Source organism: Micromonospora fiedleri (assembly GCF_016774385.1).
In the GTDB taxonomy this organism is placed as follows: domain Bacteria; phylum Actinomycetota; class Actinomycetes; order Mycobacteriales; family Micromonosporaceae; genus Micromonospora; species Micromonospora gifhornensis.
Genome location: NZ_JAETXL010000002.1, coordinates 300,836 through 326,605, shown reverse-complemented (window position 1 = coordinate 326,605; position 25,770 = coordinate 300,836). Strand labels below are relative to the sequence as shown.

General features: G+C 68.6%; 26 protein-coding genes, 1 tRNA gene and 1 pseudogene. 15 read left to right on the top strand and 13 right to left on the bottom strand.

Features of this window, described 5'->3' with window-relative positions; translation table 11 throughout:
- Positions 1-25: 25 nt before the first annotated feature.
- Positions 26-766 (bottom strand): terminase gpP N-terminus-related DNA-binding protein, encoded by a 741-nt coding sequence (locus tag JMF97_RS05485; RefSeq protein ID WP_203220524.1) that lies wholly within the window; start codon positions 764-766, stop codon positions 26-28.
- 32 nt (positions 767-798) lie between these two features.
- Positions 799-875: transfer RNA gene (locus JMF97_RS05480), tRNA-Leu, on the bottom strand.
- A 105-nt stretch (positions 876-980) separates the two neighbouring features.
- Here JMF97_RS05480 and JMF97_RS05475 point away from each other — a divergent pair.
- From JMF97_RS05475 to polA, 11 genes are all read left to right on the top strand, one after another.
- Positions 981-1,601, top strand: a complete 621-nt coding sequence (locus JMF97_RS05475; protein ID WP_013735005.1) for an ANTAR domain-containing response regulator — start codon at positions 981-983, stop codon at positions 1,599-1,601.
- 51 nt (positions 1,602-1,652) lie between these two features.
- Positions 1,653-2,804 carry a hypothetical protein gene (locus tag JMF97_RS05470; protein WP_203220523.1) on the top strand — a complete coding sequence of 384 codons (1,152 nt, stop codon included), beginning with the start codon at positions 1,653-1,655 and terminating at the stop codon, positions 2,802-2,804.
- Between the two features lie 273 nt (positions 2,805-3,077).
- On the top strand, positions 3,078-4,244 hold the full coding sequence (locus JMF97_RS05465) for a branched-chain amino acid ABC transporter substrate-binding protein (RefSeq protein ID WP_203220522.1): 1,167 nt from the start codon (positions 3,078-3,080) through the stop codon (positions 4,242-4,244).
- Between the two features lie 102 nt (positions 4,245-4,346).
- Positions 4,347-5,300, top strand: a complete 954-nt coding sequence (locus tag JMF97_RS05460) for a branched-chain amino acid ABC transporter permease (protein ID WP_203220521.1) — start codon at positions 4,347-4,349, stop codon at positions 5,298-5,300.
- Positions 5,297-6,406 (top strand): branched-chain amino acid ABC transporter permease, encoded by a 1,110-nt coding sequence (locus JMF97_RS05455; RefSeq protein ID WP_203220520.1) that lies wholly within the window; start codon positions 5,297-5,299, stop codon positions 6,404-6,406. The genes JMF97_RS05460 and JMF97_RS05455 overlap by 4 nt, the downstream gene beginning before the upstream one ends.
- On the top strand, positions 6,399-7,247 hold the full coding sequence (locus tag JMF97_RS05450) for an ABC transporter ATP-binding protein (protein ID WP_438803742.1): 849 nt from the start codon (positions 6,399-6,401) through the stop codon (positions 7,245-7,247). Before JMF97_RS05455 ends, JMF97_RS05450 begins: the two co-directional genes overlap by 8 nt.
- Entirely contained in the window at positions 7,231-7,947 is a 717-nt protein-coding gene (locus JMF97_RS05445) for an ABC transporter ATP-binding protein (protein ID WP_203220519.1), read from the top strand. Before JMF97_RS05450 ends, JMF97_RS05445 begins: the two co-directional genes overlap by 17 nt.
- Positions 7,948-7,980: 33 nt before the next feature.
- A complete protein-coding gene (locus tag JMF97_RS05440; RefSeq protein WP_203220518.1) occupies positions 7,981-8,892 on the top strand; it encodes an ABC transporter substrate-binding protein in 912 nt (303 codons plus the stop codon).
- A gap of 1 nt (position 8,893) precedes the next feature.
- Positions 8,894-9,874, top strand: coding sequence for an amino acid ABC transporter permease (locus JMF97_RS05435; protein ID WP_203220517.1), 981 nt, complete (start codon positions 8,894-8,896; stop codon positions 9,872-9,874).
- Positions 9,871-10,695 carry an amino acid ABC transporter ATP-binding protein gene (locus JMF97_RS05430; protein WP_438803741.1) on the top strand — a complete coding sequence of 275 codons (825 nt, stop codon included), beginning with the start codon at positions 9,871-9,873 and terminating at the stop codon, positions 10,693-10,695. Before JMF97_RS05435 ends, JMF97_RS05430 begins: the two co-directional genes overlap by 4 nt.
- A gap of 175 nt (positions 10,696-10,870) precedes the next feature.
- Positions 10,871-13,570, top strand: coding sequence for a DNA polymerase I (polA, locus tag JMF97_RS05425; protein WP_203220516.1), 2,700 nt, complete (start codon positions 10,871-10,873; stop codon positions 13,568-13,570).
- A 56-nt stretch (positions 13,571-13,626) separates the two neighbouring features.
- Here the strand turns inward: polA and JMF97_RS05420 are convergent, their stop codons facing one another.
- Positions 13,627-13,974: a MerR family transcriptional regulator gene (locus JMF97_RS05420; protein ID WP_203220515.1), complete on the bottom strand. Its 348-nt coding sequence runs from the start codon at positions 13,972-13,974 to the stop codon at positions 13,627-13,629.
- Positions 13,975-14,205: 231 nt separating this feature from the next.
- Here JMF97_RS05420 and JMF97_RS05415 point away from each other — a divergent pair, with 231 nt between their 5' ends.
- Positions 14,206-14,796, top strand: coding sequence for a hypothetical protein (locus tag JMF97_RS05415; RefSeq protein WP_203220514.1), 591 nt, complete (start codon positions 14,206-14,208; stop codon positions 14,794-14,796).
- Between the two features lie 24 nt (positions 14,797-14,820).
- On the opposite strand, the gene JMF97_RS05410 is transcribed toward JMF97_RS05415, so the two are convergent.
- From JMF97_RS05410 to JMF97_RS05370, 9 genes and pseudogenes are all read right to left on the bottom strand, one after another.
- Entirely contained in the window at positions 14,821-15,570 is a 750-nt protein-coding gene (locus JMF97_RS05410) for an SDR family NAD(P)-dependent oxidoreductase (RefSeq protein WP_203220513.1), read from the bottom strand.
- A 77-nt stretch (positions 15,571-15,647) separates the two neighbouring features.
- A complete protein-coding gene (locus JMF97_RS05405; protein WP_203220512.1) occupies positions 15,648-16,142 on the bottom strand; it encodes a DinB family protein in 495 nt (164 codons plus the stop codon).
- 39 nt (positions 16,143-16,181) lie between these two features.
- Entirely contained in the window at positions 16,182-16,604 is a 423-nt protein-coding gene (locus tag JMF97_RS05400; RefSeq protein ID WP_203220511.1) for a DUF3140 domain-containing protein, read from the bottom strand.
- Entirely contained in the window at positions 16,591-16,809 is a 219-nt protein-coding gene (locus tag JMF97_RS05395) for a hypervirulence associated TUDOR domain-containing protein (protein WP_013734991.1), read from the bottom strand. Before JMF97_RS05395 ends, JMF97_RS05400 begins: the two co-directional genes overlap by 14 nt.
- Before the next feature lie 106 nt (positions 16,810-16,915).
- Positions 16,916-17,410, bottom strand: coding sequence for a Uma2 family endonuclease (locus JMF97_RS31925; RefSeq protein WP_307816777.1), 495 nt, complete (start codon positions 17,408-17,410; stop codon positions 16,916-16,918).
- Positions 17,411-17,510: 100 nt separating this feature from the next.
- A pseudogene (locus tag JMF97_RS05385) lies at positions 17,511-17,813 on the bottom strand (SAM-dependent methyltransferase); the annotation flags it as partial.
- An 83-nt stretch (positions 17,814-17,896) separates the two neighbouring features.
- Positions 17,897-18,721 carry a class I SAM-dependent methyltransferase gene (locus JMF97_RS05380; RefSeq protein WP_203220510.1) on the bottom strand — a complete coding sequence of 275 codons (825 nt, stop codon included), beginning with the start codon at positions 18,719-18,721 and terminating at the stop codon, positions 17,897-17,899.
- A 132-nt stretch (positions 18,722-18,853) separates the two neighbouring features.
- A complete protein-coding gene (locus JMF97_RS05375) occupies positions 18,854-19,351 on the bottom strand; it encodes an SAM-dependent methyltransferase (RefSeq protein WP_203220509.1) in 498 nt (165 codons plus the stop codon).
- A gap of 32 nt (positions 19,352-19,383) precedes the next feature.
- Positions 19,384-20,778 carry an NsdA family TPR-like regulatory protein gene (locus JMF97_RS05370; RefSeq protein WP_203220508.1) on the bottom strand — a complete coding sequence of 465 codons (1,395 nt, stop codon included), beginning with the start codon at positions 20,776-20,778 and terminating at the stop codon, positions 19,384-19,386.
- A gap of 262 nt (positions 20,779-21,040) precedes the next feature.
- Here JMF97_RS05370 and JMF97_RS05365 point away from each other — a divergent pair, with 262 nt between their 5' ends.
- From JMF97_RS05365 to murC, 3 genes are all read left to right on the top strand, one after another.
- The gene (locus tag JMF97_RS05365; RefSeq protein ID WP_203220507.1) at positions 21,041-21,691 is read left to right on the top strand and encodes a hypothetical protein; all 651 of its coding nucleotides are present in this window, start codon (positions 21,041-21,043) and stop codon (positions 21,689-21,691) included.
- Positions 21,692-21,693: 2 nt separating this feature from the next.
- A complete protein-coding gene (locus JMF97_RS32195) occupies positions 21,694-22,176 on the top strand; it encodes a helix-turn-helix domain-containing protein (protein ID WP_203220506.1) in 483 nt (160 codons plus the stop codon).
- 362 nt (positions 22,177-22,538) lie between these two features.
- The gene (gene murC / locus JMF97_RS05355) at positions 22,539-23,984 is read left to right on the top strand and encodes a UDP-N-acetylmuramate--L-alanine ligase (protein WP_203220505.1); all 1,446 of its coding nucleotides are present in this window, start codon (positions 22,539-22,541) and stop codon (positions 23,982-23,984) included.
- 3 nt (positions 23,985-23,987) lie between these two features.
- Here murC and JMF97_RS05350 read toward each other — a convergent pair whose 3' ends face one another.
- The gene (locus tag JMF97_RS05350; RefSeq protein ID WP_203220504.1) at positions 23,988-25,385 is read right to left on the bottom strand and encodes a UDP-N-acetylmuramoyl-tripeptide--D-alanyl-D-alanine ligase; all 1,398 of its coding nucleotides are present in this window, start codon (positions 25,383-25,385) and stop codon (positions 23,988-23,990) included.
- Positions 25,386-25,770 lie beyond the last annotated feature (385 nt).

Here is a 25,770-nt window from a genome sequence, read left to right as displayed (position 1 = left end):
CGCGCCGCCACGGACGGCCCGGGGTTCACGACTTCGGGCCGACGTGGCGGTCCAGCGCGGCGACCGCCTCGCGGCGGGCGACGGAGAGACTGTTGCGGCGGTTCATCGCCCAGGCGACGCCGAGCAGGTCCAGCGCCCACTGGCACAGGCCCATGATGTCGGTGGACTCGTTGACGAACATGTAGCGGGGATAGGCGTACTCCCGCCCCCTGACGGTGACCCGGTTGGTGAAGCGGGCGCCGTCGGAATGGAAGAGCCCACGCAGGAAGTCGCCAGCATTCCTGCTGACGATGCTCTCCTGCCAGGCGGCGAGGGTGATCGGCCGCTCGTGCTTCTTGCCGGGGCCGTGTTGTGGCAGCAGACAGGGCCAGTGTTTGCCGTAGCTCTGCACACTGACGCAACCCGGCTGCGACACCCGCTGCACCTTGGCGGCAAGCACGTCTCGCATGGCTGTCTCGCAGGCGTCGATCAGGCCCGGCCAGGCCTTGCTGCAGGAGATTCGGAGCACCGGCACGCGTACGGTGGTCGCGAGATGGCCGTCGCCGAGGTAGAGGCCGAGCAGATAGGCGTAGGCGACCGGTGTCGGGGCGCCCTCACGGCATCGAAAGCAGCGAAAGGCGCTGCCCAGCGTCTTTGGTGCGGCGGAACTCCTGCACCATTGGCGCACCGTCGCGTAGGGCAGACCGAAACGGCGGGCGACGTCGGCGACGGTGGCGCCTGACAGATACATCGCCCGTGCCTGGACGCGCAGATCAGGAGGGTGCACGGGGTCATCGTCGAACGCACGTGCGACATTTCTGGTGTCCCCGGTGGGATTCGAACCCACACTGTCGGAGGTTTGAGCTCCGTTTCTCTACCGATTGGAATACGGGGACAATCTGCTCAACGCCTGTCGCGTCGACCCACAGGGTACCCACTACGCTAGGGGCGGCGACACCCGGTACCGCGGGTGTCAGGGCTCAGACTGGTGGGAGTGGCTCGTGGCCGAGACGCAGACGGATGCCGCGCGCAGGCGGGTACTGATCGCCGAGGACGAGGCGCTGATCCGGCTGGACCTGGCCGAGATGCTGGCCGAGGAGGGCTACGAGGTGGTCGGGGAGGCCGGCGACGGCGAGACCGCCGTCCGGCTGGCCGAGGAACTCAAGCCCGATCTGGTGATCCTCGACATCAAGATGCCGATCATGGACGGGTTGGCCGCCGCCGAGCGGATCGCCGGGTCCCGGATCGCTCCGGTGATCATCCTGACCGCCTTCAGCCAGCGTGACCTGGTCGAGCGGGCGCGGGCGGCAGGTGCGATGGCGTACCTGGTCAAGCCGTTCCAGAAGAGCGATCTGGTGCCGGCGGTGGAGATCGCGCTGTCCCGCTACTCGGAGATCGCCGCGCTGGAGGCCGAGGTCGCCGGGCTGACGGACCGGTTGGAGGTCCGGAAGACCGTCGAGCGGGCCAAGGGTGCGCTGATGACCACGTACAACATGACCGAGCCGCAGGCCTTCAAGTGGATTCAGCGTACGGCGATGGATCACCGGATGACCATGAAGGAGGTCTCCGAGCGGATTCTCGCCGAGACCGCCGGCGGTGAGGTGACGCAGCCGGCTCCCTGAGTCGGCTGTGCGACGGGCGCGGCGAGAGGCCGGGGTCGATAGCATCGATCCGTGGTGATCCGGCGGTGGGTCGCGGTCGTCGCCGCCGTGGCGGTGACGTCGGCCGGCTGCTCCCGACCGGCCGCCGAGCCCGCCGAGCCGGCGCCGGTGCGCCCGGCCTGGCAGGCGATGGCCCTGCCGGCGACGTCCGGGGACTCCGCCCGGCTCCTGGTACGGGACGCGACCGTCTGCGGCGGGCGCTGGTACGCCGTCGGTGCGGTCGCCGATCCGGCGGGGCGGAACGCACCGGCTGCCTGGTCCACGGTGGACGGTCTGATCTGGTCACCGATCCGGCTTGTCCCGTCGAGTGTGTACGGTGCCCGGCACGTGCTCTACGCGGTGGCCTGCCGGGATGCCCGGTTGGTGGCGTTGGGCGCGGCGAGCGGGGGCGCGCACGGGAATCCGCGTACCGCCACCTGGTTGCTGCACCCCGACGGCGCGTTACGTGAGGTGGGGGCCGGGTTCGAATTGTTCGGCGGGCCGCGGGCGGTGAGTGTGTCCCGGGTGGCGGCCGGGCCGCGGGAGTGGCTGCTGGTGGGTGCCCGGGTGGCCGGGGCGGCGGTGTGGAGTTCCGGTGATGGTGAGCGCTTCGCGGTGCACGAGGCGTTGCCGGAGCTGGCCAGCGATGATCGGGGCCGGACGGTGGCGTACGACGCGGTGGCGGTGCCCTCGGGCTGGGTGTTGGTGGGTGCGGTGTTGACGCCGGGTGCCGTGCCGGTGGCGTGGACGTCGTCGGATGCGCGGGTGTGGCGGCGGGCGGTGTTGCCGGGAGTGGACGGTCCGGGTCAGGCGCAGCGGGTGGTGGCCGCCGATGGTGCGGTGCTGGCGGTCGGTCCGGTGCGTACGGGCTTCGGGGTGTGGCGGTTGGCGGAGCCGGGTTGGCAATGGGTCGGCGGGTTCGGTGGTGGTCGGGGTGCGTTGTCGGTGCGTGCTCTGGTGGCGTCGGCCGGCCTGGTCGTGGCGGTGAGCATCGACGCTGATGGTCACCGTCTGTGGTGCTCGGATGATCTCGGGAAGTCGTGGCGTCCGGTGCACCTGCCGGTGGTGGTGCCGTCGGGGGATACGGGGCTGGTGGTGGCGCTCGAAGAAGGTCGGCTTATGGTGTTTGCGGATACGGGAGTCGGGTCTCGCGCCTGGTGGGCGCACCTCCCGGCGGGTTGCTGAAGGAAGATCATTCAGCAGCGGTCGTCGCCGACAGAACGAAGGTGAATCGGCCTCGTAGCCGATCAATCAACGGTGCCCTCTTACAGCGATCGCACCCTATCCACCACGGCGTGTAACGGTTCGGTCAACGGCCCCTTCCGGGGCTTACGTCGTGCCTGCACCGTGGGATAACGTCCGGCCCCAGACCGGCGACGACGGTCTGGTTCGTCCGCCCCCGCAATGGCCAATTGGTAGCGGGTGGTTCGGGCCATGGGACTGAGGAGGGTTCGGGCCTTGAGGCAGAAGCTCGCACGTTTGGTCGGTGGGGTGGCGATCGCCGCGCTCGCCCTTGGCGGTACGGCCGCCTGCAAGTCTGACAGTGGAACCGACGAGGCCAGCGGCGGTGACGGCTGCGGCAGCAAGATCGCCTTCTTCGGCGCGCTGACCGGCCCGAACGCGGCCCTGGGCATCAACATGAACGGTGGCGTCAAGCTCGCCGTCGACAAGTACAACAAGGAGAACGCGGACTGCCAGGTGACCCTGGTGCCGCTGGACTCCCAGGGTAACCCGGAGCAGGCGCCGGGTCTGGCCCAGCAGGCGATCGACGACACCAAGATCCTCGGCATCGTCGGTCCGGCGTTCTCGGGTGAGTCCGAGGCGGCCAACCCGCTGTTCTCCGAGGCCGAGCTGGTGCACATCACCCCGTCCGCGACCCGGCCGAGCCTGGCCGACCAGGGCTGGAAGACCTTCTTCCGGGCGGTCGGTAGCGACTTCAGCCAGGGCCCGGCCGCCGGTCGGTACATCAAGGACGTGCTGAAGGCCGAGAAGGTCTTCGTCATCGACGACCAGTCCGCGTACGGCGCCGGCCTGGCCGACGAGGTCAAGAAGGTTCTGGGCGCGGCTGTCGTCGACAGCGACAAGGTCCAGGGCGACGGCAAGCAGAACGACTTCTCGGCCACCGTCACCAAGGTCCGGTCCTCGGGCGCGACCGCGATCTTCTACGGTGGCTACTACCAGGAGGCCGGCCTGATCCGTAAGCAGCTCACCGCTGCTGGCGTCACCGCCACCCTGGTCGCCGGTGACGGCGTCAACGACGCCGCCTACATCGAGGGCGCCGGTGCGGCGGCGGCTGAGGGCACCATCCTCACCTGCCCTTGCCAGCCGGCCACCGAGGCGCGCGGCAGCTTCGTCGAGGACTTCAAGGCCCTCAACGGCAGCGACCCGGGCACCTACAGCGACACCGCCTTCGACGCGGCGAACATCCTGCTCGCCGGCATCAAGGCCGGTAACACCACCCGCACCAAGATGCTGGAGTTCGTGAAGGGCTACACCGGCGAGGGTGTCGCGGCGAGCTACAAGTTCACCGAGACCGGTGAGCTCGACCCGGCTCAGGTCAAGGTCTGGGCGTACAAGGTCGTGGGCGGCAAGGTTGTTCCGGACCAGGAGGTCCCGAAGGCCTGACCGGTCCCGTAACGGTTCCGCTGTGATCGTGGGGTGCGGCCGGGGAGCACCTTTCCCGGCCGCACCTTCACTGTCTTCCCTTCCTGTACGGAGTGCCCTTCCTTGAACTTCAACGCCCTATTCTCCGATTTCGGGGGATATACGATAACCGGGCTGACGGTGGGCGCCATTTATGCCCTCGTCGCGCTGGGTTACACGCTGGTCTACGGCGTGCTGAGACTCATCAACTTCGCCCACTCCGAGGTCTTCATCGCCGGCGCCTTCGCCGCGATCTGGGGTTGGGCCGCACTCGGTCTGGATCGTGACTCGGTAGCCAGCGGCTTCGGCTCGATCGTCCTTTATCTTCTGGTCGGTGCGCTGATAGCCGCGGTGGCGTCCGCAGGCACCGCGACGGTGGTCGAACGGGTGGCGTACCGGCCGTTGCGTAAGCGCAACGCCCCACCGCTGGCCTTCCTGATCACCGCGATCGGCGCCTCGATCGCGATCGCCGAGGCGTTCGGTATCTACACCCGGCGGCTCCCGGTCGGTGCGCCCACGATCGTTCGGCCCGACCTCGTGCTGTTCGAGGTCGCCGGTACCGAAGTGACCATGGTGCAGGTGCTGGTCATCGTGTCGGCGCTGGCGATGATGGTCGCGCTGGACCTGTTCATCAACCGCAGCCGGATCGGTCGGGGCATCCGCGCGGTCGCGCAGGACCAGAACACCGCGGCGCTGATGGGCATCAACAAGGACCGGATCATCCTGGTGGTCTTCATCATCGGTGGTGTGATGGCCGGTGTCGCCGGGATGCTCTACGACATCCGGATCGGCACCCTGACCTACAGTGTCGGCTTCCTGCTCGGGTTGAAGGCGTTCACCGCGGCGGTTCTGGGCGGCATCGGCAACCTGCGCGGTGCGCTGGTCGGCGGACTGCTGCTCGGCCTGGTCGAGAACTACGCGTCGGCCCTGTTCGGCGCGAACTGGAAGGACCTGGTCGCCTTCGTCGTCCTGGTCGTGCTGCTGATGTTCCGGCCGACCGGTCTGCTGGGCGAGTCGTTGGGGAGGGCCCGCGCATGACAAGCGTGAGGGAATGGATCTACTCAGGTCGCCACGCGGTCAGTGAGCGCTGGCACCACGCACCCCGTTGGATGCGATGGGCCGTCATCGCGGCAGTGATCGTGTTCTTCTACGCGTTGCCGAACCGGGAGTTCTACCAGTGGCTCGGGCCGATCCCGACCACCGGGTCGAACTTCGGGCAGGTGCTCTTCACCATCTCCATCTACGTGCTGCTGGCCGTCGGTCTGAACATCGTGGTCGGTTTCGCCGGCCTGCTCGACCTCGGCTACTTCGGCTTCTTCGCGGTCGGCGCGTACACGGTGGCGGTGTTGACGTCGCCGAGCAGTGACCTCAAGACGCTCTGGCCGTGGCTGTTGGCCCTGCCGGTGGCGCTCGTGCTCACGATGATCTCCGGCGTGATGCTGGGTACCCCGACGCTGCGGCTGCGGGGCGACTACCTGGCCATCGTGACCCTCGGCTTCGCCGAGATGATCCGGGTGGCGGCGACCAGCTCCGAGTTCCTCAAGGGGCAGCGGGGCTTCAACCAGATCCCGCACCCGCCGGGCAGCTACTCCGACGGCAAGCCGATCTTCGGTGTGCTGGACCCGCGGCCGTACTACTGGCTGGTGCTGACGCTGATCATCCTGGTGGTCATCGGGGTGCGGAACCTCAACCGCAGCCGGGTCGGCCGGGCCTGGATCTCGATCCGTGAGGACGAGGACGCGGCGCAGCTGATGGGTGTGCCGACGTTCAAGTTCAAGCTCTGGGCGTTCGCCTCGGGTGCGTTCATCGGTGGTCTGGCCGGGGCGCTCTTCGCCGGCAAGCAGAACTTCGTCAGCTCGCAGAACCTGGAGCTGCTCAACTCGATCATCATTCTGGCCGCGGTCATCCTCGGCGGCTCGGGCAACATCGTCGGCGCGATCGTCGGTGGCGGCCTGGTGGCGTACATGATCGAGCGGTTCCGTGGCATCGAGTTCTTCGGCGTCGAGCTGTACGAGTACCGATTCATGTTCTTCGGCCTGGTGCTGGTGGTCATGATGATCTTCCGGCCGCAGGGCTTGATTCCGAACCGACGAAGGGCGGCGGAGTTCAAGGACCGCCGCAAGGAGGTGATCGTCGGTGGGTGAGACCGTGCAGAAGCCGACCGTTCCTGAGCAGGCCGGTGCCCCGGTGGTGGAGTCCACCGCCAAACGGGAGCCGCTGCTGGAGGTCGACCACGTCACGCTGCGTTTCGGTGGCGTGGTGGCCCTCAACGACGTGAACTTCACCCTCTACAAGGGTGAGATTCTCGGTCTGATCGGCCCCAACGGCGCCGGCAAGACCACCTGCTTCAACGCGATGACCGGCATCTACCAGCCCTCCGAGGGTGAGATCCGGTTCCGTGGTGAGCGGATCACCGGCAAGAAGAAGCACCACATCACCAAGATGGGCATGGCGCGGACGTTCCAGAACATCCGCCTGTTCCCGGAGATGACCGCGCTGGAGAACATCCAGGTGGGCGCGGACGCGCACCACAAGACCAGCGTCCTGTCCGCGCTGTTCCGGCTGCCCCGGCACCGCCGGGAGGAACGCGACGGGCTGGAGAAGGCCGAGCGGCTGCTGGAGTTCGTCGGTATCCCGCACCGGATGCACGACGCCGCCCGCAACCTGTCGTACGGCGAGCAGCGCCGGCTGGAGATCGCGCGGGCGCTGGCCACCGACCCGGTACTGCTCTGCCTGGACGAGCCGGCTGCCGGCTTCAACCCGGCCGAGAAGGAGGAGCTGCTCCAGCTCATCCGCAAGATCCGGGACCAGGGCGTGACCGTGCTGCTCATCGAGCACGACATGCGTCTGGTCATGGGAGTGACCGACCGGATCGTCGTGCTGGAGTTCGGAAAGAAGATCGCTGATGGGCTCCCCGCCGAGGTGCGTGAGGATCACCGGGTGATCGCGGCTTACCTGGGGGTGCCGGATGACGACGCTGCTTGAGATCGAGGACGTCAGTCTGCTCTACGGGCGGATCAAGGCGCTGCACGGCATCAGCCTGACCGTCAACGAGGGTGAGATCGTGGCCCTGATCGGTGCCAACGGCGCCGGCAAGTCCACCACGATGCGGGCCATCTCCGGGATCCGTCCGATCGCCTCCGGGCGGATCGTGTTCAACGGTGAGGACATCAGCAAGCTCCGGGCCGACCTTCGGGTACGGCGTGGGCTGTGCCAGGCGCCCGAGGGTCGGGGCATCTTCCCCGGCATGACGGTGCTGGAGAACCTGGACATGGGTGCCTACACCCGGCGGGACCGCGCCGAGGTGGCCAAGGACCTGGCGAAGGTGCTGGATCTGTTCCCCCGGCTGGCCGAGCGACGCAAGCAGGTCGGTGGCACGCTCTCCGGCGGTGAGCAGCAGATGCTGGCGGTGGGTCGGGCGTTGATGAGCCGGCCCAAGCTGCTGCTGCTCGACGAGCCGTCGATGGGTCTGGCACCGATGCTGATCCAGCAGATCTTCAGCATCATCACGGAGATCAACCAGCAGGGCACCACGATCCTGCTGGTGGAGCAGAACGCACAGCAGGCTCTGGCCCGGGCGCACCGCGCGTACGTGCTGGAGACCGGCCGGATCGTCAAGGAAGGCAGTGGCGCCGACCTGCTGCACGACCCGTCGGTCAAAGAGGCCTACCTCGGCGTGGCCTGAACGGCCGTCACCCCTCTTCGCAAGGAGTACGACATGTTCAACCTCAAGGGTCGTCGCCGGGCCGTCATCGGTGTCGCTGGTGCGGCGCTGCTCACCCTCTCGATGGCGGCCTGCGGCGAGCAGGAGAGCTCCGACGAGCCCGGCGCGGGCCCGTCGGTCAGCGCGGCGCCGGACAACGATCTCGCCGCCAAGGTGCCCGACGCGATCAAGGCCGATGGTGTGATCAAGGTCGGCACCGACGCGACGTACGCCCCGGCGGAGTTCCTGGACAACGACGGCAAGACGGTGATCGGCTTCGACGTGGAGCTGTTCAACGCGGTCGCGCAGAAGCTGGGCCTGAAGGCGGAGTACGAGTCGGCGCCGTTCGACGCGATCCTGCCGGGTGTGCAGTCCGGCAAGTACGAGATCGGTGTCTCCTCGTTCACCATCAACGCCGACCGGCTTCAGTCGGTGAACATGGTGAGCTACTTCTCCGCCGGCACCCAGTGGGCCACCAAGTCGGGTAACCCGGCCCAGGTGGACCCGGACAACGCCTGCGGCAAGAAGATCGCCGTGCAGGTCGGCACCGTGCAGCTCGACGACATCACCGCCCGGTCGAAGGCGTGCACCGACGCCGGAAAGCCGGAGATCACCATCGATCAGTACCAGGCGCAGAGCGACGCGACGGCCGCCGTGGTCAGCGGCAAGAACGACGCCATGCTGGCCGACTCCCCGGTCGGCGCGTACGCGGTGAAGCAGAGCAACGGCCAGCTGGAGGTGCTCGGCGACATCTACGAGTCGGCGCCGTACGGCTACGCGGTCCACAAGGACCAGGCCGCCTTCGCCGAGGTGCTGAAGGAGGCCGTGCAGGCGGTCATCGCCGACGGCAGCTACAAGGCGGCCCTGGAGAAGTGGGGCGTCGAGGGTGGGGCCATCACCACGTCGGAACTGAACCCCGCCGGCTGACATGTCAGTCGACACTGATTCACCCGAACGGGCACGGCCGGAACCCATCCAGGCCGTGCCCGTGCGGCATCCCGGGCGGTGGGTCGCCGTCGCCGTGATCGGGGTGCTGGTGGCCATGTTCGTGCACCTGCTGGTGACGAACGAGGCGTTCAACTGGTCGTTCATGGTCGACAACATGTTCCGGCCGCCGATCATGGCCGGTGTCCGCGGCAGCCTCGCGCTGCTGGTGACGTCCATGCTGATCGGCATCGTGCTGGGCATCGTCCTTGCGATCATGCGACTGTCGGGGAACCCGATCCTGCGCGGCGTGGCGTGGGCGTACACCTGGTTCTTCCGGGCGGTGCCGCGGTTGGTGCTGGCGATCCTCTTCGGAAACCTGGGCCTGCTGTGGTCCCGGATCGAGATCGGGTTGCCCTTCGACCGGCAGATCGGCGCGCTGTTCGGGGTGCAGGACTTCGAGGCGCGGCTGTTCGGCTTCTCGGCGATGGACCTGCTCACCGGGTTCGTCGCCGGCATGCTCGCGCTCGGGCTCTCCGAGGCCGCCTACATGGCGGAGATCGTCCGGGCCGGCATCCAGTCGGTCGACGAGGGACAGACCGAGGCGGCCCAGGCGCTGGGCATGACCCAGGGGCAGATCCTGCGTCGGATCGTCCTGCCGCAGGCCATGCGGGTGATCGTTCCGCCGACCGGCAACGAGACCATCGCGATGCTCAAGGACACCTCGCTGGTGGCCTTCGTACCGGTCTCCACCGAGCTGTTCTTCCAGCTCAGAGCCGTCGGTAGCCGGACCTTCCAGGTCTTCCCGATGCTTGTCGCGGCGACCCTGTGGTACCTGCTGCTGAGCAGTGTGCTGCTGGTCGGGCAGTACTACCTGGAGCGGCACTTCGCCAGGGGCAGCGGTCGCGCCGGTCAGGCCAGGGCCCGGCTGCGGGGCATGGCGGTCGGTGGCGGCGGCGCCGCCGGAGGGGCAGGGGGCGTATGACGCAGGCGAGCGTGCCGGCCCAGGCCGGCATCCCGGCTCAGTCCGGTGCCCCGGCTCAGTCCGGGCCGATGGTGCGGGCCGAGCAGGTGCACAAGTCGTTCGGCTCGATCGAGGTGCTCAAGGGCATCGACCTTGAGGTACGCGCCGGGGAGGTGTGCTGCCTGCTCGGGCCCTCCGGCTCGGGCAAGTCGACCTTCCTGCGCTGCATCAACCACCTGGAGAAGATCAACGCTGGGCGGATCTGGGTGGACGGCGACCTGATCGGCTACCGGGAGCGGGGCGGCAAGCTGCACGAGATGCGGGAGAAGGAGGTCGCCGCCCAGCGCCAGGCCATCGGCATGGTGTTCCAGCGGTTCAACCTGTTCCCGCACAAGACCGCCCTGGAGAACGTCACCGAGGCGCCGCTGCTGGTGCGCAAGGAGAAGCGGGCCGAGGTCCGCGACCGGGCGGTGGCGCTGCTGGAACGGGTCGGCCTGGGTGACAAGCTGAGCAACTACCCGAGCCAGCTCTCCGGTGGTCAGCAGCAGCGGGTGGCCATCGCCCGCGCCCTGGCCATGCAGCCCAAGCTGATGCTCTTCGACGAGCCGACCAGCGCGCTGGACCCGGAGCTGGTCGGCGAGGTCCTCGACGTGATGAAGGACCTGGCCCGCGACGGCATGACGATGATCGTGGTCACCCACGAGATCGGTTTCGCCCGCGAGGTCGGCGACTCCCTGGTCTTCATGGACGGCGGCGTGGTGGTCGAGCAGGGCAACCCCCGCGAAGTGATCGCCAACCCCCAACACGACCGCACCAAGACCTTCCTGGCCAAGGTGCTCTAACCCCCCCACCCCACCCCCTTCTTGATCCGCGTTGATCATGAGGTTGGCGGCAGTAGCTGATCTTCAAAGTGCCGGCAACCTCATGATCAACGCGGGTGGGTGGGGGTGGGGGTGGGGAGGGGTGGGCGCGAGGTGGCGGCGGGAGTTGTCGGCGGGACGGACTAGAGTCGCTGCCGTGACAGCTACGACGCCGCGCCTGCTCCTCGTCGACGGACATTCCCTGGCATACCGGGCGTTCTTCGCCCTGCCTGTGGAAAACTTCTCCACCACGACGGGGCAGCCGACCAACGCCGTCTACGGCTTCACCTCGATGCTGATCAACGTGCTGCGCGACGAGCAGCCCACCCACATCGTGGTCGCCTTCGACGTGTCCCGCCGCTCCTTCCGCACGGAGAAGTACGCGGAGTACAAGGCCGGCCGCAGCGAGACCCCGACCGACTTCAAGGGCCAGGTCAGCCTGGTCAAGGAGGTTCTCGCGGCGCTGCGGATCCCGGTGGTGGAGAAGGAGGGCTACGAGGCCGACGACATCATCGCCACCCTCGCCTGCCAGGCCCGCGACCAGGGCATGCCGGTGCTGATCTCCACCGGTGACCGGGACGCCTTCCAGCTCGTCGACGAGCAGATCACCGTGCTCTACCCCCGCAAGGGCGTCTCCGACCTGGCCCGGATGGATCCGGCCGCGGTCGAGGCGAAGTACGGTGTCGGCCCCGGCCGCTACCGGGATCTGGCCGCGCTGGTCGGCGAGACCAGCGACAACCTGCCGGGCGTGCCCGGCGTCGGCCCGAAGACCGCCGCCAAGTGGATCAACACGTACGGCGGGGTGGACGGCATCATCGCCCGCGCCGACGAGATCAAGGGCAAGGCCGGCGACAGCCTGCGGGAACGGCTCGCCGACGTGATCCGCAACTACGAGATCAACTGCCTGGTCGCCGACCTGGACCTGCCGATCCGCCCCGAGGACGCCCGCTGGCAGGGGTGGGACCGAGAAGCGGTGCACCAGGTCTTCGACACCCTCCAGTTCCGCATTCTGCGCGACCGGCTCTACCAGTACCTCGACGCCGTCGAGCCGGAGGCCGAGGCGGGCTTCGACCTGACCGGTGAGGTGCTCGCCGCACCCGGTGCGCTGACCGGCTGGCTGGAGACGCACGCGTCGCCGGGCACCCCGGTCGGGATGGCGGTCAAGCTGGACACCGGCCCCAACCGGCGGCACACCGCCACCGTCACCGGCCTGGCCCTGGCCACCGCCGACGGCGCGGCGGCCTGGTTCGACCCGAGCAGGCTCGACGAGAGCGACGAGGCGGCACTGGCCGGCTGGCTGGCCGACGAGACCCGCCCCAAGGTGCTGCACGACAGCAAGCCCGCCGTGCTCGCCTTCGCCGCGCACGGCTGGTCCCTGGCCGGCATCGCCCGGGACACCCAGATCGCGGCCTACCTGGCCCGCCCCGACCAGCGCTCCTACGACCTGACCGACCTGGCCCTGCGTTACCTGCACCGGGAGCTGCGGGTCGACGTTCCCGACGACGGCCAGCTCACCCTCGACGGGCTCGGCGGCGACGGCGAGGCCGAGCAGAACCTCATGCTGCACGCCCGGGCCACCCTCGACCTGGCCGACGCGATCGACGCCGAACTGTCCCGCGACGGGGAGCAGTCCGCGCGGCTGATGGCCGGGGTGGAGCTGCCGTTGATGCGGGTGCTGGCCGGCATGGAGCGTGTCGGCATCGCCGCCGACACCGACTACCTGTCCGAGTTGGAGGCGCACTTCGCCGCCGAGGTGAAGGCCGCCGCCCAGGGGGCGTACGCGGTGATCGGCCGGGAATTCAACCTGGGCTCGCCCAAGCAGCTCCAGGAGATCCTCTTCGGCGAGCTGAATCTACCCAAGACCAAGAAGATCAAGACGGGTTACACCACCGACGCCGACGCGCTGCAATGGCTCTACGCGCAGACCGAGCATCCGCTGCTGCACCACCTGCTGCGCCACCGCGACGTGGCCCGGCTCAAGTCGACGGTGGACGGTCTGCTCAAGTCGGTCTCCGACGACGGGCGCATCCACACCACCTTCAACCAGACGGTGGCAGCCACCGGCCGGCTCTCCTCCACCGAGCCCAACCTGCAGAACATCCCCATCCGCACCGAGGAGGGACGGCGCATCCGCCGCGCCTTCGTGGTGGGGGAGGGCTACGAATGCCTGCTCACCGCCGACTACAGCCAGATCGAGATGCGGATCATGGCGCATCTCTCCGGTGACGAGGCGCTGATCGAGGCGTTCAACTCCGGGCACGACTTCCACGCGGCCACCGCCTCCTCGGTCTTCGAGGTGGCGGTCGCCGAGGTCACCCCGGACCAGCGGCGCAAGATCAAAGCCATGAACTACGGCCTGGCGTACGGGCTGAGCGCCTTCGGCCTGTCCCAGCAGCTCGGCATCACCGCCGAGGAGGCGCGCGGGCTGATGGAGGTCTACTTCGCCGGGTTCGGTGGGGTCCGCGACTACCTCCAGGAAGTGGTCGCCCGGGCTCGCCAGGACGGCTACACCTCCACCATCCTGGGCCGCCGCCGCTACCTGCCCGACCTGGTCAGCGACAACCGGCAGCGCCGGGAGATGGCCGAGCGGATGGCCCTCAACGCCCCGATCCAGGGCTCGGCGGCCGACATCATCAAGGTCGCCATGCTGCACGTCGACACCGCCCTGCGCGACGCCGGGCTGCGCTCCCGGATGCTGCTCCAGGTGCACGACGAACTCGTCTTCGAGGTCGCACCGGGGGAGCGGACGACCCTGGAGGAGCTGGTCCGCCGCGAGATGGGCGGGGCGTACCCGCTCTCCGTACCCCTGGAAGTCTCCGTCGGCGAAGGCCGCGACTGGAACAGCGCCGACCACTGACATCTCGACGAGACCTTGGTACGAAAGTGCCATTATGAGGGGTTTCGTACCAAGATCTAATCGACGCTGTCGAGTGCGGCGGCGAGGCGGTCGCGGATGCTGCGCTGCTGGGCGAGCCGGGCATCGAGGGCGGCGAGTCGGGCCCGGGCCACCTGGAGGCCGGCGGGTGACGGCGGAGCTGTGGTCACGTCGCCGTCCAGGCAGGGCAGAAAGAAGTCGACATCCTGGAGGGTCAGCCCGGCGGCGAGCAGGTGCCGGATGTTACGGACCCGGGTCACGGTGCTCGCGTCGTAGCACCGGTAGCCGTTGGCGGAGCGGCGCGATTCGATCAGACCGTGCTGCTCGTAGTGGCGCAACGCCCGAGGGGTGCTGCCGGTGGCCCTGGCCAGTTCCCCGATCCGCATCCGTCGACGCCGTTCCCTTCGTGCATCCCGCCGACCTGCCAGCCGATCCCCGTCTGTGGACCGATCCCCGTCTGTGGACCGAGCCTGTCTGCCGGCCGAGCCCGCGACGGGCGGAGCCGGCTGAGCGGAGCGAGCCTATCGGGACTGACGTATCGTCGTCGCGGGCCCGAGGCGGGGGAGCACGGGGCGATCAGGCACCGTTCCGGGCCCTTGTGCTGAAGGCGAGCTGGCATGGGCACCGATATCGCAGGTGGGGTGGAGGTCCGCCCGCACGGTCCGGGTTCACCATGGCTGCTGACCGACGTCAGTCCGGATGACCTACCTCGTCACTACGATGCCTTCGGGCTGCTGTTCGGGGTGCGGAACTACGCCGGGTTCGAGCCCGTCGCGCCCGGTCGTAACCTGCCGGAGGACGCCGGCCCGGACCTGCGTGCTCTCCAGTACGACGGCACGCACGATCACACGTGGGTGACCTGGACCGAGTTGGCCCGCATCGACTGGAACGCCCTGGCGCCCCGCGTTGACGACCGGATCCACGAGTACGAGCTGACCAGCGAAGGCCCACGGTTCATCGGCAAGGCCGGCCACCACGGGCACGCCTGGCGGGCGGTGGCCGGTGAACACGCCGACCCCAGGGGCAGCAGCTATCCGGAGGGTACGCAGTGGCGCGCCGACGATCGGATGTGGCGGGTGGAGCGGCTCCGGCCGGCAGACGTGTTGCGCGTCGATCCGCAGTTGCGCGCGCTCTTCGACATCATGCGCGATCTCGCCGAGCGGCATGGCGGCGACAACGTACGGCTGGTGGTCTGGTTCGACAGCTGAGCAGCCGACGACCGGGAGGGCCGGTCAGCCGATGACCGCCCCGCCGTCGACCGGCAGCACCACCCCGGTGAGGAAGCCCGCCGCCGGTTCACAGAGTCGCCGGATGGCCCAGGCCACCTCCTCGGGAGTTCCGACGCGGCCCAGCGGCGTACGGTCGAGTTGCCAGCGCCGCAGTGCCGCGCGCTGTTGAGGGGAGAGCCCCTGGTGTTCGCCGATGGGCGTGTCGATCGCCCCGGGGGCAACCGCGACCACCCGGATGCCGCGCGGCGCCAGTTCCACCGCCCAACTGCGGGTCAGCGAGTCGAGGGCGGCCTTGCCGGCGGCATACATCGAGGCACCCGGCCAGGCTCGCTGACCGACCGCCGTGGTGACGTTGACGATCACGCCGCAGCTCACGGTGAGCGCGCCGAGGGCGGCGTGGGCCAGGCGGGCCGGGGCGAGCAGGTTCGTGGCGAACTGGGCGTGGGTCGCTGCCTCGTCCAGTTCCGCGAGCGGGCCGGCACCGGCGATCCCCGCGTTGTTGACCAACACGTCCAACCGGCCGTAGCGGTCGAGTGCGGCGTCGACCACCCGGCGGGGCGCGTCGGCAGCGGTCACGTCGACGGCCAACGGGGCGATCAGCGGGTGGCCGGTCGCGGTGTCGGCGAGCGGCGCGCTTCGGCGGCCGACCGCCAGCACCTGGGCACCGTCGGCGCTGAACCCTCGGGCGGTGGCGCGGCCGATGCCGGTGCCGGCACCGGTGACGACGACGACTCTGCGCTGCACATCGTTCATGCCGTCGATCCTGCGACCCTGCCGTCAGTGGCAAGGTCAAGTGCGCGTCGGTGACCGGCCTCGGCCAGGTCGAGGGATCAGCGGCCGGTGGCGCCGTCGAGGAGTTCCCGCAGGATGTCGGCGTGCCCGACGTGCCGGGCGGTTTCGCCCGTCATGTGGGCGAGCACCCAGCGCAGGGTGCGGGGTTCGGCGTTCACCGGACTGGCGGTACGGGCGTCGAGGCCGCCGGCCGCGATGATGTGCGTGTCGCTCTCGGTGATCGCGTTCCGGTAGTCGGCGATGACCTCCTCCGTACGGCGATCCGGCGCGACCACCATGCCGAAGTCGACCTCGGCGTGGCGCGGGTCCCCGGCCAGGGTGTACCCGAACCAGTACCGCTCGGCGGCGGTCAGGTGCGCGACCAGGCCCAGCAGGGTGGTGTCCGACACCACCAGCCGCCGTCGCAGTTGCTCCTCGTCCAGCCCGTCGACCTTCTTCAGTACGCAGGACCGGGCGAAGGACAGGAACGCCAGGGCGGTGTCCAACTCGCCGTCGTCGTTGAAGGGCACAGCCTCACGTTGGGACTCCAGCATGGACCGACCCTAGGCGACCAGGCGCCTGCCCGGCAGTCGTCAGGCCGGTCGGGGCCGGCGGGCCTCCGGCGGGGCCCCGTGCCGTTGGAGGGCCTTGCGGGAGGGGTCGCCGGGCGGCGGCAGTTTGGCCTTGACCGGGTCGTGGCCCCAGTTCATCAGGGAGTAGCGCCATCGGGTCGCCCGTACGTCGCCGCTGGGTCGTTGGGCCATGTGTCGCCGGACGTACCCGACGACCTTGCGCATGTGTTTGTAGTCCGCCTCGGTGAGCTGGTCGCGTTTGCGTCGCAGCAGGTCGATGATTCTCCGGCCGGACTGGTGGCCGACCGACTCACCGCCGCCCTTGTGCCAGCCGACCTGTTTGGACTCCTCGGTCTCCAACCAGGTGGACAGCTCACCGGGCTTCATGTTCACCGCCTCGGTGAACTCCCGGTAGGTCTGGTCGGGATCGTCACGACCGCTCACGACGCAACACCTCCGGCCGGTGGGCGACATCCCTGCCCGAGTCGTCGTTGGTGATCCGGTACTGCGGGTCCTCCGGGGAGGCGTTCACCGGATGTCCTCGGACGTGGGTACGTTCGGTGAGCTTCTCCTTGACGACCCCGTACGCCCGGCCGCTGTGGCTGGCCCAGGAGACATGGTCGCCGGTGTGGAACTCCGTGTCGGCCATGCCGCCGGGTTACCCGAGGTCGCCCGGGAAAAACGACCAGCTGGTACGGGCTACGGGACGATCTCGGCGATCGGCAGCTTGATGTCGAAGGGCTCGGTCAGCTCGATCAGGTCGGAACTGTCCGCGGCGAGTTCGTACTGCCGTTCCCCGCCCGGCCCGATCCGGTCACCGAGCCGGTACGCGTACAGGTGTACCGGGTCCTGTTCGATGCGCCAGTAGAACGGGATGCCGGCGGCGGCGTACTCACCCGGCTTGGCGAACCGGTCGACCCGTCGGGTGCCGGCGAGACGATCTCCACGGCCAGGACCACGTCCGCCGGCCGGAGCCGGGACCGCTCAGCCGGCAGCCCGGCGCGGTGCAGCACCACGTCCGGTTGCCGGCTGGTGTTGTGGCTGAGGGCTACCCCGACCGCCTGGGTGGCGTGCAACTGCGCCGGAGCGTGGGAGTGCAGCCAGAGCCACAAGAGGCTGGAGATGTTCTGGTGGCCCAGGGTGGGGGAGGGTGTCTCGTGGATGACTCCATCGACGAGTTCGACGCGGGGGGCGTCGTCCGGCAGGGCGAGCAGGTCCTCCAGCGTGTAGTCGGCACGCTGCTGCCGCATCGGATCCGGACACCAGGGGCCAGGCGATGTCGGCTCGGTGCTCACCGTGTGAGCATGCCGTCGCTGCTGCACCCCTGGTCGCACCTGGAGTGCGGCCCGCTCAGGCGGGGGGTTTCTCGCTGACGAAGATGGCGGTGCCGGGGAAGAGGCGGCCTCGCAGCGGGCTCCACTGCCCCCAGATCCCCTCGTGTCCCTCCGGCCACTCCGGTTCCACCAGGTCCAGCAGCCGGAACCCGGCGCCGACCAGTTCGCGGACCCGGTCGCCGAGGGTGCGGTGCTGCTCGACGTAGCTGGCCGCGCCCTGCTCGTCCTGTTCCACGTACGGGCGGGTGTCGAAGTACGAGTGCACCGCGGTCAGCCCGCCCTCGCCCGGGTCGTCCAGGAAGATCCAGCGCATCAAGTGGATATGATCTTGCACTATCAAAAACGCCTGGTCATGCCTGGTGATATCTCCGCGACGTGCCCTGCCGCTCTTCGTGTGCTAGGTCACACGGCGGCTGGACGGCGGGCTACGAAGATGGCGGTGCCAGGGAACAGCCGACCGCGAAGCGGGCTCCACTGGCCCCAGACTTCCTCGTGCCCCGGCGGCCACTCCGGTTCAACCACGTCACAGAGAATGAAGCCGGCGGCCGTAAGCTCTCGGACGCGATCGCCGAAGGTGCGGTGCGCCTCGACGTAGGTAGGCACTCCTGTCGAGTCCTGTTCGACATACGGGCGGCGGTCGAAGTATGAGTGGACAGCCGTTAGGCCGGCCTCGCCGGGATCATCGAGAAAAATCCAGCGCATCGGGTGAGTAACGGCAAAGACCCATGCCCCACCGGGGCGCAGCACCCGGAACACTTCGCGCATGAGCGCTTCGGAGTCTGCGACGAACGGGACAGCGCCGAACGCGGTATGCACCGTATCGAAGGTGCCCGCCTGAAAAGGCATCGCCAGGGCGTCGGCTTGTACGAGCGGCACATGCACGCCCGAGCGTTCGGCGGCCAGCTTGGCGTGCCGCAACATGCCGGTGGAAAGGTCCAGCGCCGTAACGTCGGCCCCTTGGCCGTCTAGCCAGCGTGAGCCCGCAGCCGCGCCGCAGCCTATCTCCAGGACTCGTGCTCCCTTCACGTCGCCGAGCAGCCTTGCATCTGCTTCGCGTAGGCCCTCAGGGCACCACACAAGGTCAACGTCTCCGAGGAAAGCGCCGTGCTCTTCCTGGTAGCTGTCAGCGTCCTCATCCCACCAATGCCGGCTCGCCGCCCTGCCTTCTAGATCTGAAACAGCGCGGCGGGTGACACGGGCTTCGGGGGATTGTGAGGGCTCGGTCAAGTTGAATCCGATCGTGATTGTGGGTGACGGGCAATCCGTAGGGGTGTCTATCTTTGCAGGTAGACACCCCTACGGCTTCATCGGTAGTGGCCGGTGTCGTTTAGTCTGTAGGAGTTCGGGCTCACACCGGACTCACTTTGCTTGGGCCTCTGCGGGATCTGCGAAGTACAGTCCGAGCATCTGAGTCGGCCAGGCCGGTTGCTTGACCTCGCCGCGTGGGCCGAACTCTGAGAACCATGGCTTGATGTCCAGGACAGGCGTGCCATCTACGGCGTCTAGTTCCTCGACATGCAGGTCAAGGCCGTCGACCTTGACCAGGCGGCAGCGGGACACGCCCAACCAGTTGATGCGACGCATGTTCCGGTGGCCGAAGATGCCGACCTCTGGCCATTCCGGGTTGTCTCTAGGGCGGCGTGCACCCAGGTTCAGATCGGTCGGATCGGTGAGGTGGAATCGAAATACGATCTCAAGGTGAGAGAAGTCCTCTAGCCCTCTGGTGGCTGCTGGGGTGAACAGCTCACTATCGACTCGAATAATGGCCCTACTTCCACCCCAATAGTCATCCGTCGGCTCGGATCTTCCGCCTATGACCCGCGCAATTGATTCCACGGCGAACTTCTCGGCTGCCATTCCAGTCTCCCGCTTCTGTTGCTGGCTGTCGTTTAGGCGAAAGTTGAGAGGTAGCTTTTGGCGCGTGCATCCACGTCTCGGACTGCTCGGACAATGCGGCGTCTGTAGGGGGAAAGGATGGCGCGCATCTCGGCGGCAACCTCGCGCGTGCGGCCCGATCGGACGCCTTCCATTGCATCGAGGGCACGGGACCACGTTGCGCAGGCTTCTTCGATCTCGCCCTGCCTAGCCTGGACGGCTCCCATATATCCGAGCGTGACGGCGTGGGTCCGAGTGAAGGTTGACGCCTTGCGCGTCCTGACGCTGCGGCGAAACTGAGTCGTTGCGCCGGCCAAGTCACCGGTGTCGCGCAGCGCGCAGGCCGTCTCATGCGCAAGGCTCGCTTCACCGAAGAAGAAGACGCGGCCGGGCTCATCGTCTCCGCCGGTGGCGGCGGAGAGGTCGTCCTCGGCTCGGAGGAGTGCGCGAGCCGCCTTTTGCGTTTCGCCGTTTACTGCTAGTGCGCGTGCGTAGACCACTCCAAGCAAGGCTCGTTCTCGTGGAGCTGCCGCTTGGTACCGTTCGCCGTCGACGGATGCCGAGGCGAGGTTGAGAGCACGCTTGCGGTGGCCGAGGTCGATGGCTTGGTGTGCCATCGCGCGCAGTACATGGCCTGCCATTGCTGGATTGTCGGCTTCTGCGGCCAGTTTGACGGCGATGTTGAAGTAGTGCTGAGCCACGTTGTGTTCGCCGTTGTCGAATGCCATCCAGCCGGCGAGGTAGGAAAGCTCGCTGGCGGCGGTGAACATGTCGCGCCTCAGAATGTCGTCGGCGTAGCGTCCGTAAAGAAAGCTTGCCACGTCGGAGCCGAGGTATTGGACGACAGCCGAGCGAGCATGCCCGCCGCCCCGACGCTGGTCGACGCGGGAAAACAGGGACATCATGTCGTGCACCGCGTCTACGTCGCCCCGGCTCACGGTCCTGCCGCCTGCCGCACCGCGCGCTCGGCCACGTTCGGCCATTTGCGACCACCAACGATCGGAGGGCAGAGTCAGCGCAGCGAGCGAATAGGCGGCGGTGCTGAGAACGCGCCTACGTTCAGCGTCCACGTCGACTCTCCCGAGTTCGGTTAGCGCTGCCAGCGTATCGACTCGCCATCCGAGCATGTCCTTGGAGGACAGCGGCGGGGCGGGCAACCCGATCTCGTCGAGGGTGATCACCCGGCCGAGCTTCCGTGACAGTGCCTCGCACAGCAGCATGGGTGCCCGCCCAGAAGGCTTGGAGCCTGCTATCCAGTGTGAGACGTGGGAGCGGCCGACTCCGGCGAACTCGGGGGCATTGCTCTCCTTCGCGACGCGGACGAACGCGCGTGCCACCTCGGCGTGCGACATGCCGGCCTCGGTGATGACGGCTGCGAGCTTGGCGTTGCCGGATCGCGCTTGCGGCACGTTGCACCCCCGCTAGAAGTTGATCTTTCACCGCGTTCACCGGTTCGAGGTGCGTCACAGCGTACCTACCGCCCGTGGTTTGCGGTTCGCTACAGGTACGCCGGACCACGACCGATTTGGTGGATGAGTCGCCTGGTCGCACTGGCCCTGCGTACGGAACCTCAAGAGACGTGATGGTTCGCGCACCGCTGCGGAGTGCGCGTATCCCTCGCCTTACCCGTGTGTCGCCGAGACAAGCAATGACCAGGAACGGATTTACATCGTGGCGTATCAACCGGGACCAAACGATCTGTTGCGCGCGGCGCGGCTGGCGCTGCGGTCCCCTTCGGGGTCGGGCCGGCCGATGTCGCGGCAGGAGTTGGCGGAGGCTGTCAATGCGTGGTTGTACGAGCACGCGGGGCGTCGGTTCGCTATCCATGCCGGCTACATCGGCAATCTTGAACGTGGTACCACTCGGTGGCCGTCTGCGCACTACCGCACGGGGTTACGCGCGGTGCTTGGCAGGGCCACGGATGCGGAACTCGGCTTCTTCATCATCCAGGGGCACGCCAAAGATCGCGACACGAGCATGGTGGGGCAGGCTCCGGCCACCGGGCGGCCTGACGCAGCGGCCGACATCTGCCCGGCGAGTTCACCGGCAGCTACCGGTCAGAGTGCCACCGCTCCCGGCGGGTTACCGGTTGCGTCGGCCGGCGCGGCGGCGGTGCGGGTCAGCGTCGGCTCGGGCGCGGCCTCGGTTATGTGGCACGAGGGGTCGCCCGGCTGCATCACGTTGGTGGCCGGTCCGCTCCGGGTGCTGATCGACGTGTCGGGCGTTGGCGTTGGTCTGGTCGACGCTGCTCCGGCTGTGGCCGGTGCGGATGCGGGCCGTGGGGCGCGGGTGTACTCGTTGGCTGAGCGACGGGCGCAGTAGCGATGGCTGCCGTCACGCCTTCACACGCCACGGCGCAGCGCGTGGCGATCAAACCGGCCCCTGAGTCCCTGACGCCTGGCGTTGTCGCGGATGCTCGTCGGTCGTTGGGGGGTCAGTTGGCGGTGACCCGTAAGGCTGTTGGTGTCACTCAGGTGCGGCTTGCGCGAATGGTGCAGTGGTCGCGAAGCACTGTGGCCAATGTGGAGACTGCGCGCCAGTTGGCCCCACGGGAGTTCTGGCTTGCCTGCGACGTGGCTTTGGGCGCGGGTGGGCTGCTGGTGGCGGAGTGGGCGCGTACTGACGCGCTGGCACGTCGCCTGCGGGAACAGATGGTGTCGGAACTTGTTCGGCAGCGCCTTACCCAGTCACCGCCGATGTGCGTGTGCCGGGATCTGCGGCGGCTGCTCGACCTGGCGAACTCGTCGCGGTCGCTTGGGATCTCCCCCGCCGCTTTCATTTCAGGAGACGGAGCCGGTCATGGATGACGACGACGCGGATCTGATCCGTCCCCGGCACCGGCCACATCGGTCGCGTCGATTTCCCGGTGGTAGGCCGTGTGCCTGTCCGTCGTGCCGCACAACGCGAAAGCGGCAGCGCAAACCGCCGGACCTGGCAGGGCCGTCCGCTGATTCCCTCCCGGCTCCTGCTGTACCCCTGCTGCCGCCTGCTGCGGCGGGGCTGAAGGACTGGCCGACGCAGATCGATTGGACTCGCGCGGCCGAGCTGGTGACCCGGGGCCAGCTTGGGCGCGCGCAAGGAATCGCACGAGTGGAAGGAGTGAATTCCTCTCGCACGTCAGCTCATGGCACCAACTCGTCAGCTCTGACTCAGAAGGAGACACGGCACCATGACCGACACGATCACTGGTAACCCGACGATCGAGGCGTACACCGGCCCGATCGACCTGTCCCGTCCGCACTTCGTGGGCGTTGGAGGCTGCGCGATGTCCGGCCTGGCGCGGCTGCTGGCCGAGCTGGGTCACGAGGTCAGCGGCAGCGACCTGCACGACTCGGCCGCTTTGGCAGCGCTGCGCGCGGCGGGCGTGCGAGTCCAGATCGGACACGACGCGGCGCGCGTCGAGGGCGTGAGTTGCGTCGTCTACACCACGGTCGCGCAGAACGCGGCGGAGGTGCGTGCGGCCCGTATCGCCGGCATCCCGGTGGTGCACCGGGCGCAGGTGCTCGACGCATTGGCCGCCGGGCGGCGGCTGGTGGCGGTGTCCGGCTCGCACGGCAAGTCCACCACGGCGGGGATGCTCGCTCACGTCCTGCGCGCCCTCGGGCAGGACCCGACCTACCTGATTGGGGCTGACCTGACCGGGGCGGGTTCTGGCGCCCACCTCGGCGCGTCCGGGCTGATGGTGGCGGAGGCGGATGAGTCGGACCGGTCGTTTCACTTCCTCAGCCCGTCGATCGCGGTCATCACGAACGTGACCGACGATCACCCGGAGAACTTCGCCAGTCACGCCGACGTGCTGCGGGCCTACGTCGAGTTCGGCGGTCGGGTCACGCCGTCCGGCGTCCTGGTCGTCAACGCCGATTGTGTGGGCGCGACGGTGGCGGCCGACGTGATCGCCGACGAACGGCCCGACCTGACGGTGCTGCGGTACGGGCGGGACCGGACGGCGGACGTGCGGCTGTTGGACGTCAACGCCGAGGGATGGAGCGCATCCGCGACGGTCCGAATGCCCACCGGCACGGAGGTCGTCCTGACTCTGCCGACTCCGGCGGCGCACCACCTGGACAACGCGGCGGCGGCGGTGGCGTGCGCGGCGACGCTGGGTCTGGACCCGGTGGAGGTGGCCGGGGCGGCGTGCACGTTCGGCGGGGTGCGTCGCCGGTTCGAGCACATCGACACGCGGGCCGGGGTGACGGTGATTGACTCCTACGCCGATCACCCGAACGAGATCGCCGCCGACCTGGACGCCGCGCGCACGCTGGCGCGGGGGCGGGTGTTCGTGGTGTTCCAGCCGTCCGGACACGCCCGCGTGCTGGCCTTTGACGACCGCATCGGCAGCCTCCTGGCGGACAAGGCCGATCACGTCCTGCTTCTGGACGTGCACGGCACCGTCCCGGTGGGGCGACCGGTGGCGGACTCGCGGGGGATCATGGCGCGGCTGCGTGAGGGCCGGTACTGCCTGCCGCTCGGCCCGGACCACGCGGCCCGGGTCATCGCGCGGATGGCCGGGCGCGGTGACGTGGTGGTGACGATGGGAACCGGTGACGTGACCGGCTACGGCGCGGCGATCCTGGACACCCTGGGCAGCCGATCCGAGGTCGCGCTGTCCGCGTGACCCCTATGCCTGGGCGGTGACAGCGCCGGGCTCGTCGTTCAGCTTGTCCGCGAGCGCGAGGAGCCCGGCGCTGTTTGCTGCCTTCACCAACACGACATCGCCCGGACGTAGCCCGTCGCGCAGCATCTCCCACGCCTCGGCCACGTCCGCCGCCCGATCCACGGTGGTGCCGGTGCCGGCGGCTCCGGTCACGTACTGTGCGGCGTCGTCCCCGCCGATCGCCACCAACCATCCGGCCCCGATCTCGGCCACCTGCTGCCCGATCTCCCGGTGCACCTGGGGGGCGTGCTCGCCCAGCTCGGCCATCTCACCGAGCACCGCCACGGCCCGCCGGCCGTCCCCGGTCATCGCGTGCAGGGCGCGCAGAGCGGCACGCATGGCGTCGGGCGCGGCGTTGTAGGCGTCGTTGATGACCGTCACGCCATCTGAGCGGGTGGTGACCTGCATCCGGCCCGGCGACACCGCCTCGGCTTGCGACACCGCCTCGGCTACCGCCTCGATCGGATGGCCCAGACCGAGGGCGACGGTGGCGGCGGCGAGCGCGTTGGACGCCTGGTGCAGCCCGTAGAGGCGCAACCGCACCTCGGCGGCCTGGCCGTCGTGCACGAGCCGGAACCGGGCGCGGCCCAGCTCGTCCACGCTGACGCTCTCGGCGCGCACGTCGACGGGTTGCTCGATGCCGTAGGTGAGCACCCGGGCGAGGGTGCGGGATGCCATCGCGGTCACCAACGCATCATCGCCGTTGAGCACTGCCAGCCCGCCGTCCTGCGCCGAGGGCAGCGCTTCAACGATCTCCCCCTTGGCCTGGGCGATGTTCTCCACCGACCCGAACTCGCCCAAGTGCGCGTGCCCGACCCGGGTGACGACGCTGACCGTGGGCGGGGCGATACGGGTCAGGTAGGCCACGTGCCCGACGCCCCGCGCGCCCATCTCCAACACTAGGTAGCGGGTGTCGGTGGTGGCGCGGGTGACCGTGTACGGCAACCCAAGCTCGTTGTTGTTCGACGCCCGGTTAGCCACGGTCGGGCCGAACGCGGGCAGCACCTGGGCGAGGATGTCCTTGGTCGAGGTCTTGCCCACCGACCCGGTCACCCCGATCACCGTGGTCTGCGGCAGCCGGTCCACCATCGCGCGGGCCAGCCGTCCGTAAGCGGTGGGCACGTCCTCCACGACCACCGCCGGCACCCCGACCGGCCGCGACGCCAGCACGGCGACCGCGCCCGCCTCGATCGCCTGGGCGGCGTAGTCGTGCCCGTCGACGCGCTCACCGGGCAACGCCACGAACATGCCGCCGGGTTCCACGCGCCGGCTGTCGAACACCACCGGGGCCGTCACCGTCACCGGGCCGGCGGCGTCGTGAACGGCTCCGCCGACAACGGTCGTGATCTCTTGCAGAGTCATCGGAAGCACGGGATGAACCTACCGTGCGCGGTGCGCGGGGTAGGTGGTCACCGGGGGGTGTAGCCGAATCGTGGGGCCTGTCCGGCTGGTAGCCGCTGACAAAAGCTCGACTGGCGCGATGTCAACTGTCGCTAGCGCTACTGGCAGTGTGCCAAGCTGTGATTTATGTACCGCATCTCGGCTGTCCGTCGCCGGAGCGTGTGGGCTCGACGGCAGGCGCGTCGGCGTTCGCGTTCGGGGCGGTGGGTGTTACCGAAGCCCCGTACACGGGTGGCGTGGGCGTCGTGGGTTGATGACCTGCGCAATCTGTGGTCCGAGATCGCTCATGATCAGGTGTGGCGGGCTCAGTCGGAAGGTGCGGACGCGCCGGTGAAGGTGCTGCCGG

Coding starts and splice junctions, on each gene's coding strand:
- JMF97_RS05455 (WP_203220520.1), top strand. CDS start 5,297: ATGACAAGCGTGAGGGAATGGATCTACTCAGGTCGCCACGCGGTCAGT.
- JMF97_RS05445 (WP_203220519.1), top strand. CDS start 7,231: ATGACGACGCTGCTTGAGATCGAGGACGTCAGTCTGCTCTACGGGCGG.
- JMF97_RS05440 (WP_203220518.1), top strand. CDS start 7,981: ATGTTCAACCTCAAGGGTCGTCGCCGGGCCGTCATCGGTGTCGCTGGT.
- JMF97_RS05435 (WP_203220517.1), top strand. CDS start 8,894: ATGTCAGTCGACACTGATTCACCCGAACGGGCACGGCCGGAACCCATC.
- JMF97_RS05430 (WP_438803741.1), top strand. CDS start 9,871: ATGACGCAGGCGAGCGTGCCGGCCCAGGCCGGCATCCCGGCTCAGTCC.
- JMF97_RS05420 (WP_203220515.1), bottom strand. CDS start 13,974: ATGCGGATCGGGGAACTGGCCAGGGCCACCGGCAGCACCCCTCGGGCG.
- JMF97_RS05415 (WP_203220514.1), top strand. CDS start 14,206: ATGGGCACCGATATCGCAGGTGGGGTGGAGGTCCGCCCGCACGGTCCG.
- JMF97_RS05410 (WP_203220513.1), bottom strand. CDS start 15,570: ATGAACGATGTGCAGCGCAGAGTCGTCGTCGTCACCGGTGCCGGCACC.
- JMF97_RS05405 (WP_203220512.1), bottom strand. CDS start 16,142: ATGCTGGAGTCCCAACGTGAGGCTGTGCCCTTCAACGACGACGGCGAG.
- JMF97_RS05395 (WP_013734991.1), bottom strand. CDS start 16,809: ATGGCCGACACGGAGTTCCACACCGGCGACCATGTCTCCTGGGCCAGC.
- JMF97_RS31925 (WP_307816777.1), bottom strand. CDS start 17,410: ATGCGGCAGCAGCGTGCCGACTACACGCTGGAGGACCTGCTCGCCCTG.
- JMF97_RS05375 (WP_203220509.1), bottom strand. CDS start 19,351: ATGGCAGCCGAGAAGTTCGCCGTGGAATCAATTGCGCGGGTCATAGGC.
- JMF97_RS32195 (WP_203220506.1), top strand. CDS start 21,694: ATGGCTGCCGTCACGCCTTCACACGCCACGGCGCAGCGCGTGGCGATC.
- murC (WP_203220505.1), top strand. CDS start 22,539: ATGACCGACACGATCACTGGTAACCCGACGATCGAGGCGTACACCGGC.
- JMF97_RS05350 (WP_203220504.1), bottom strand. CDS start 25,385: ATGACTCTGCAAGAGATCACGACCGTTGTCGGCGGAGCCGTTCACGAC.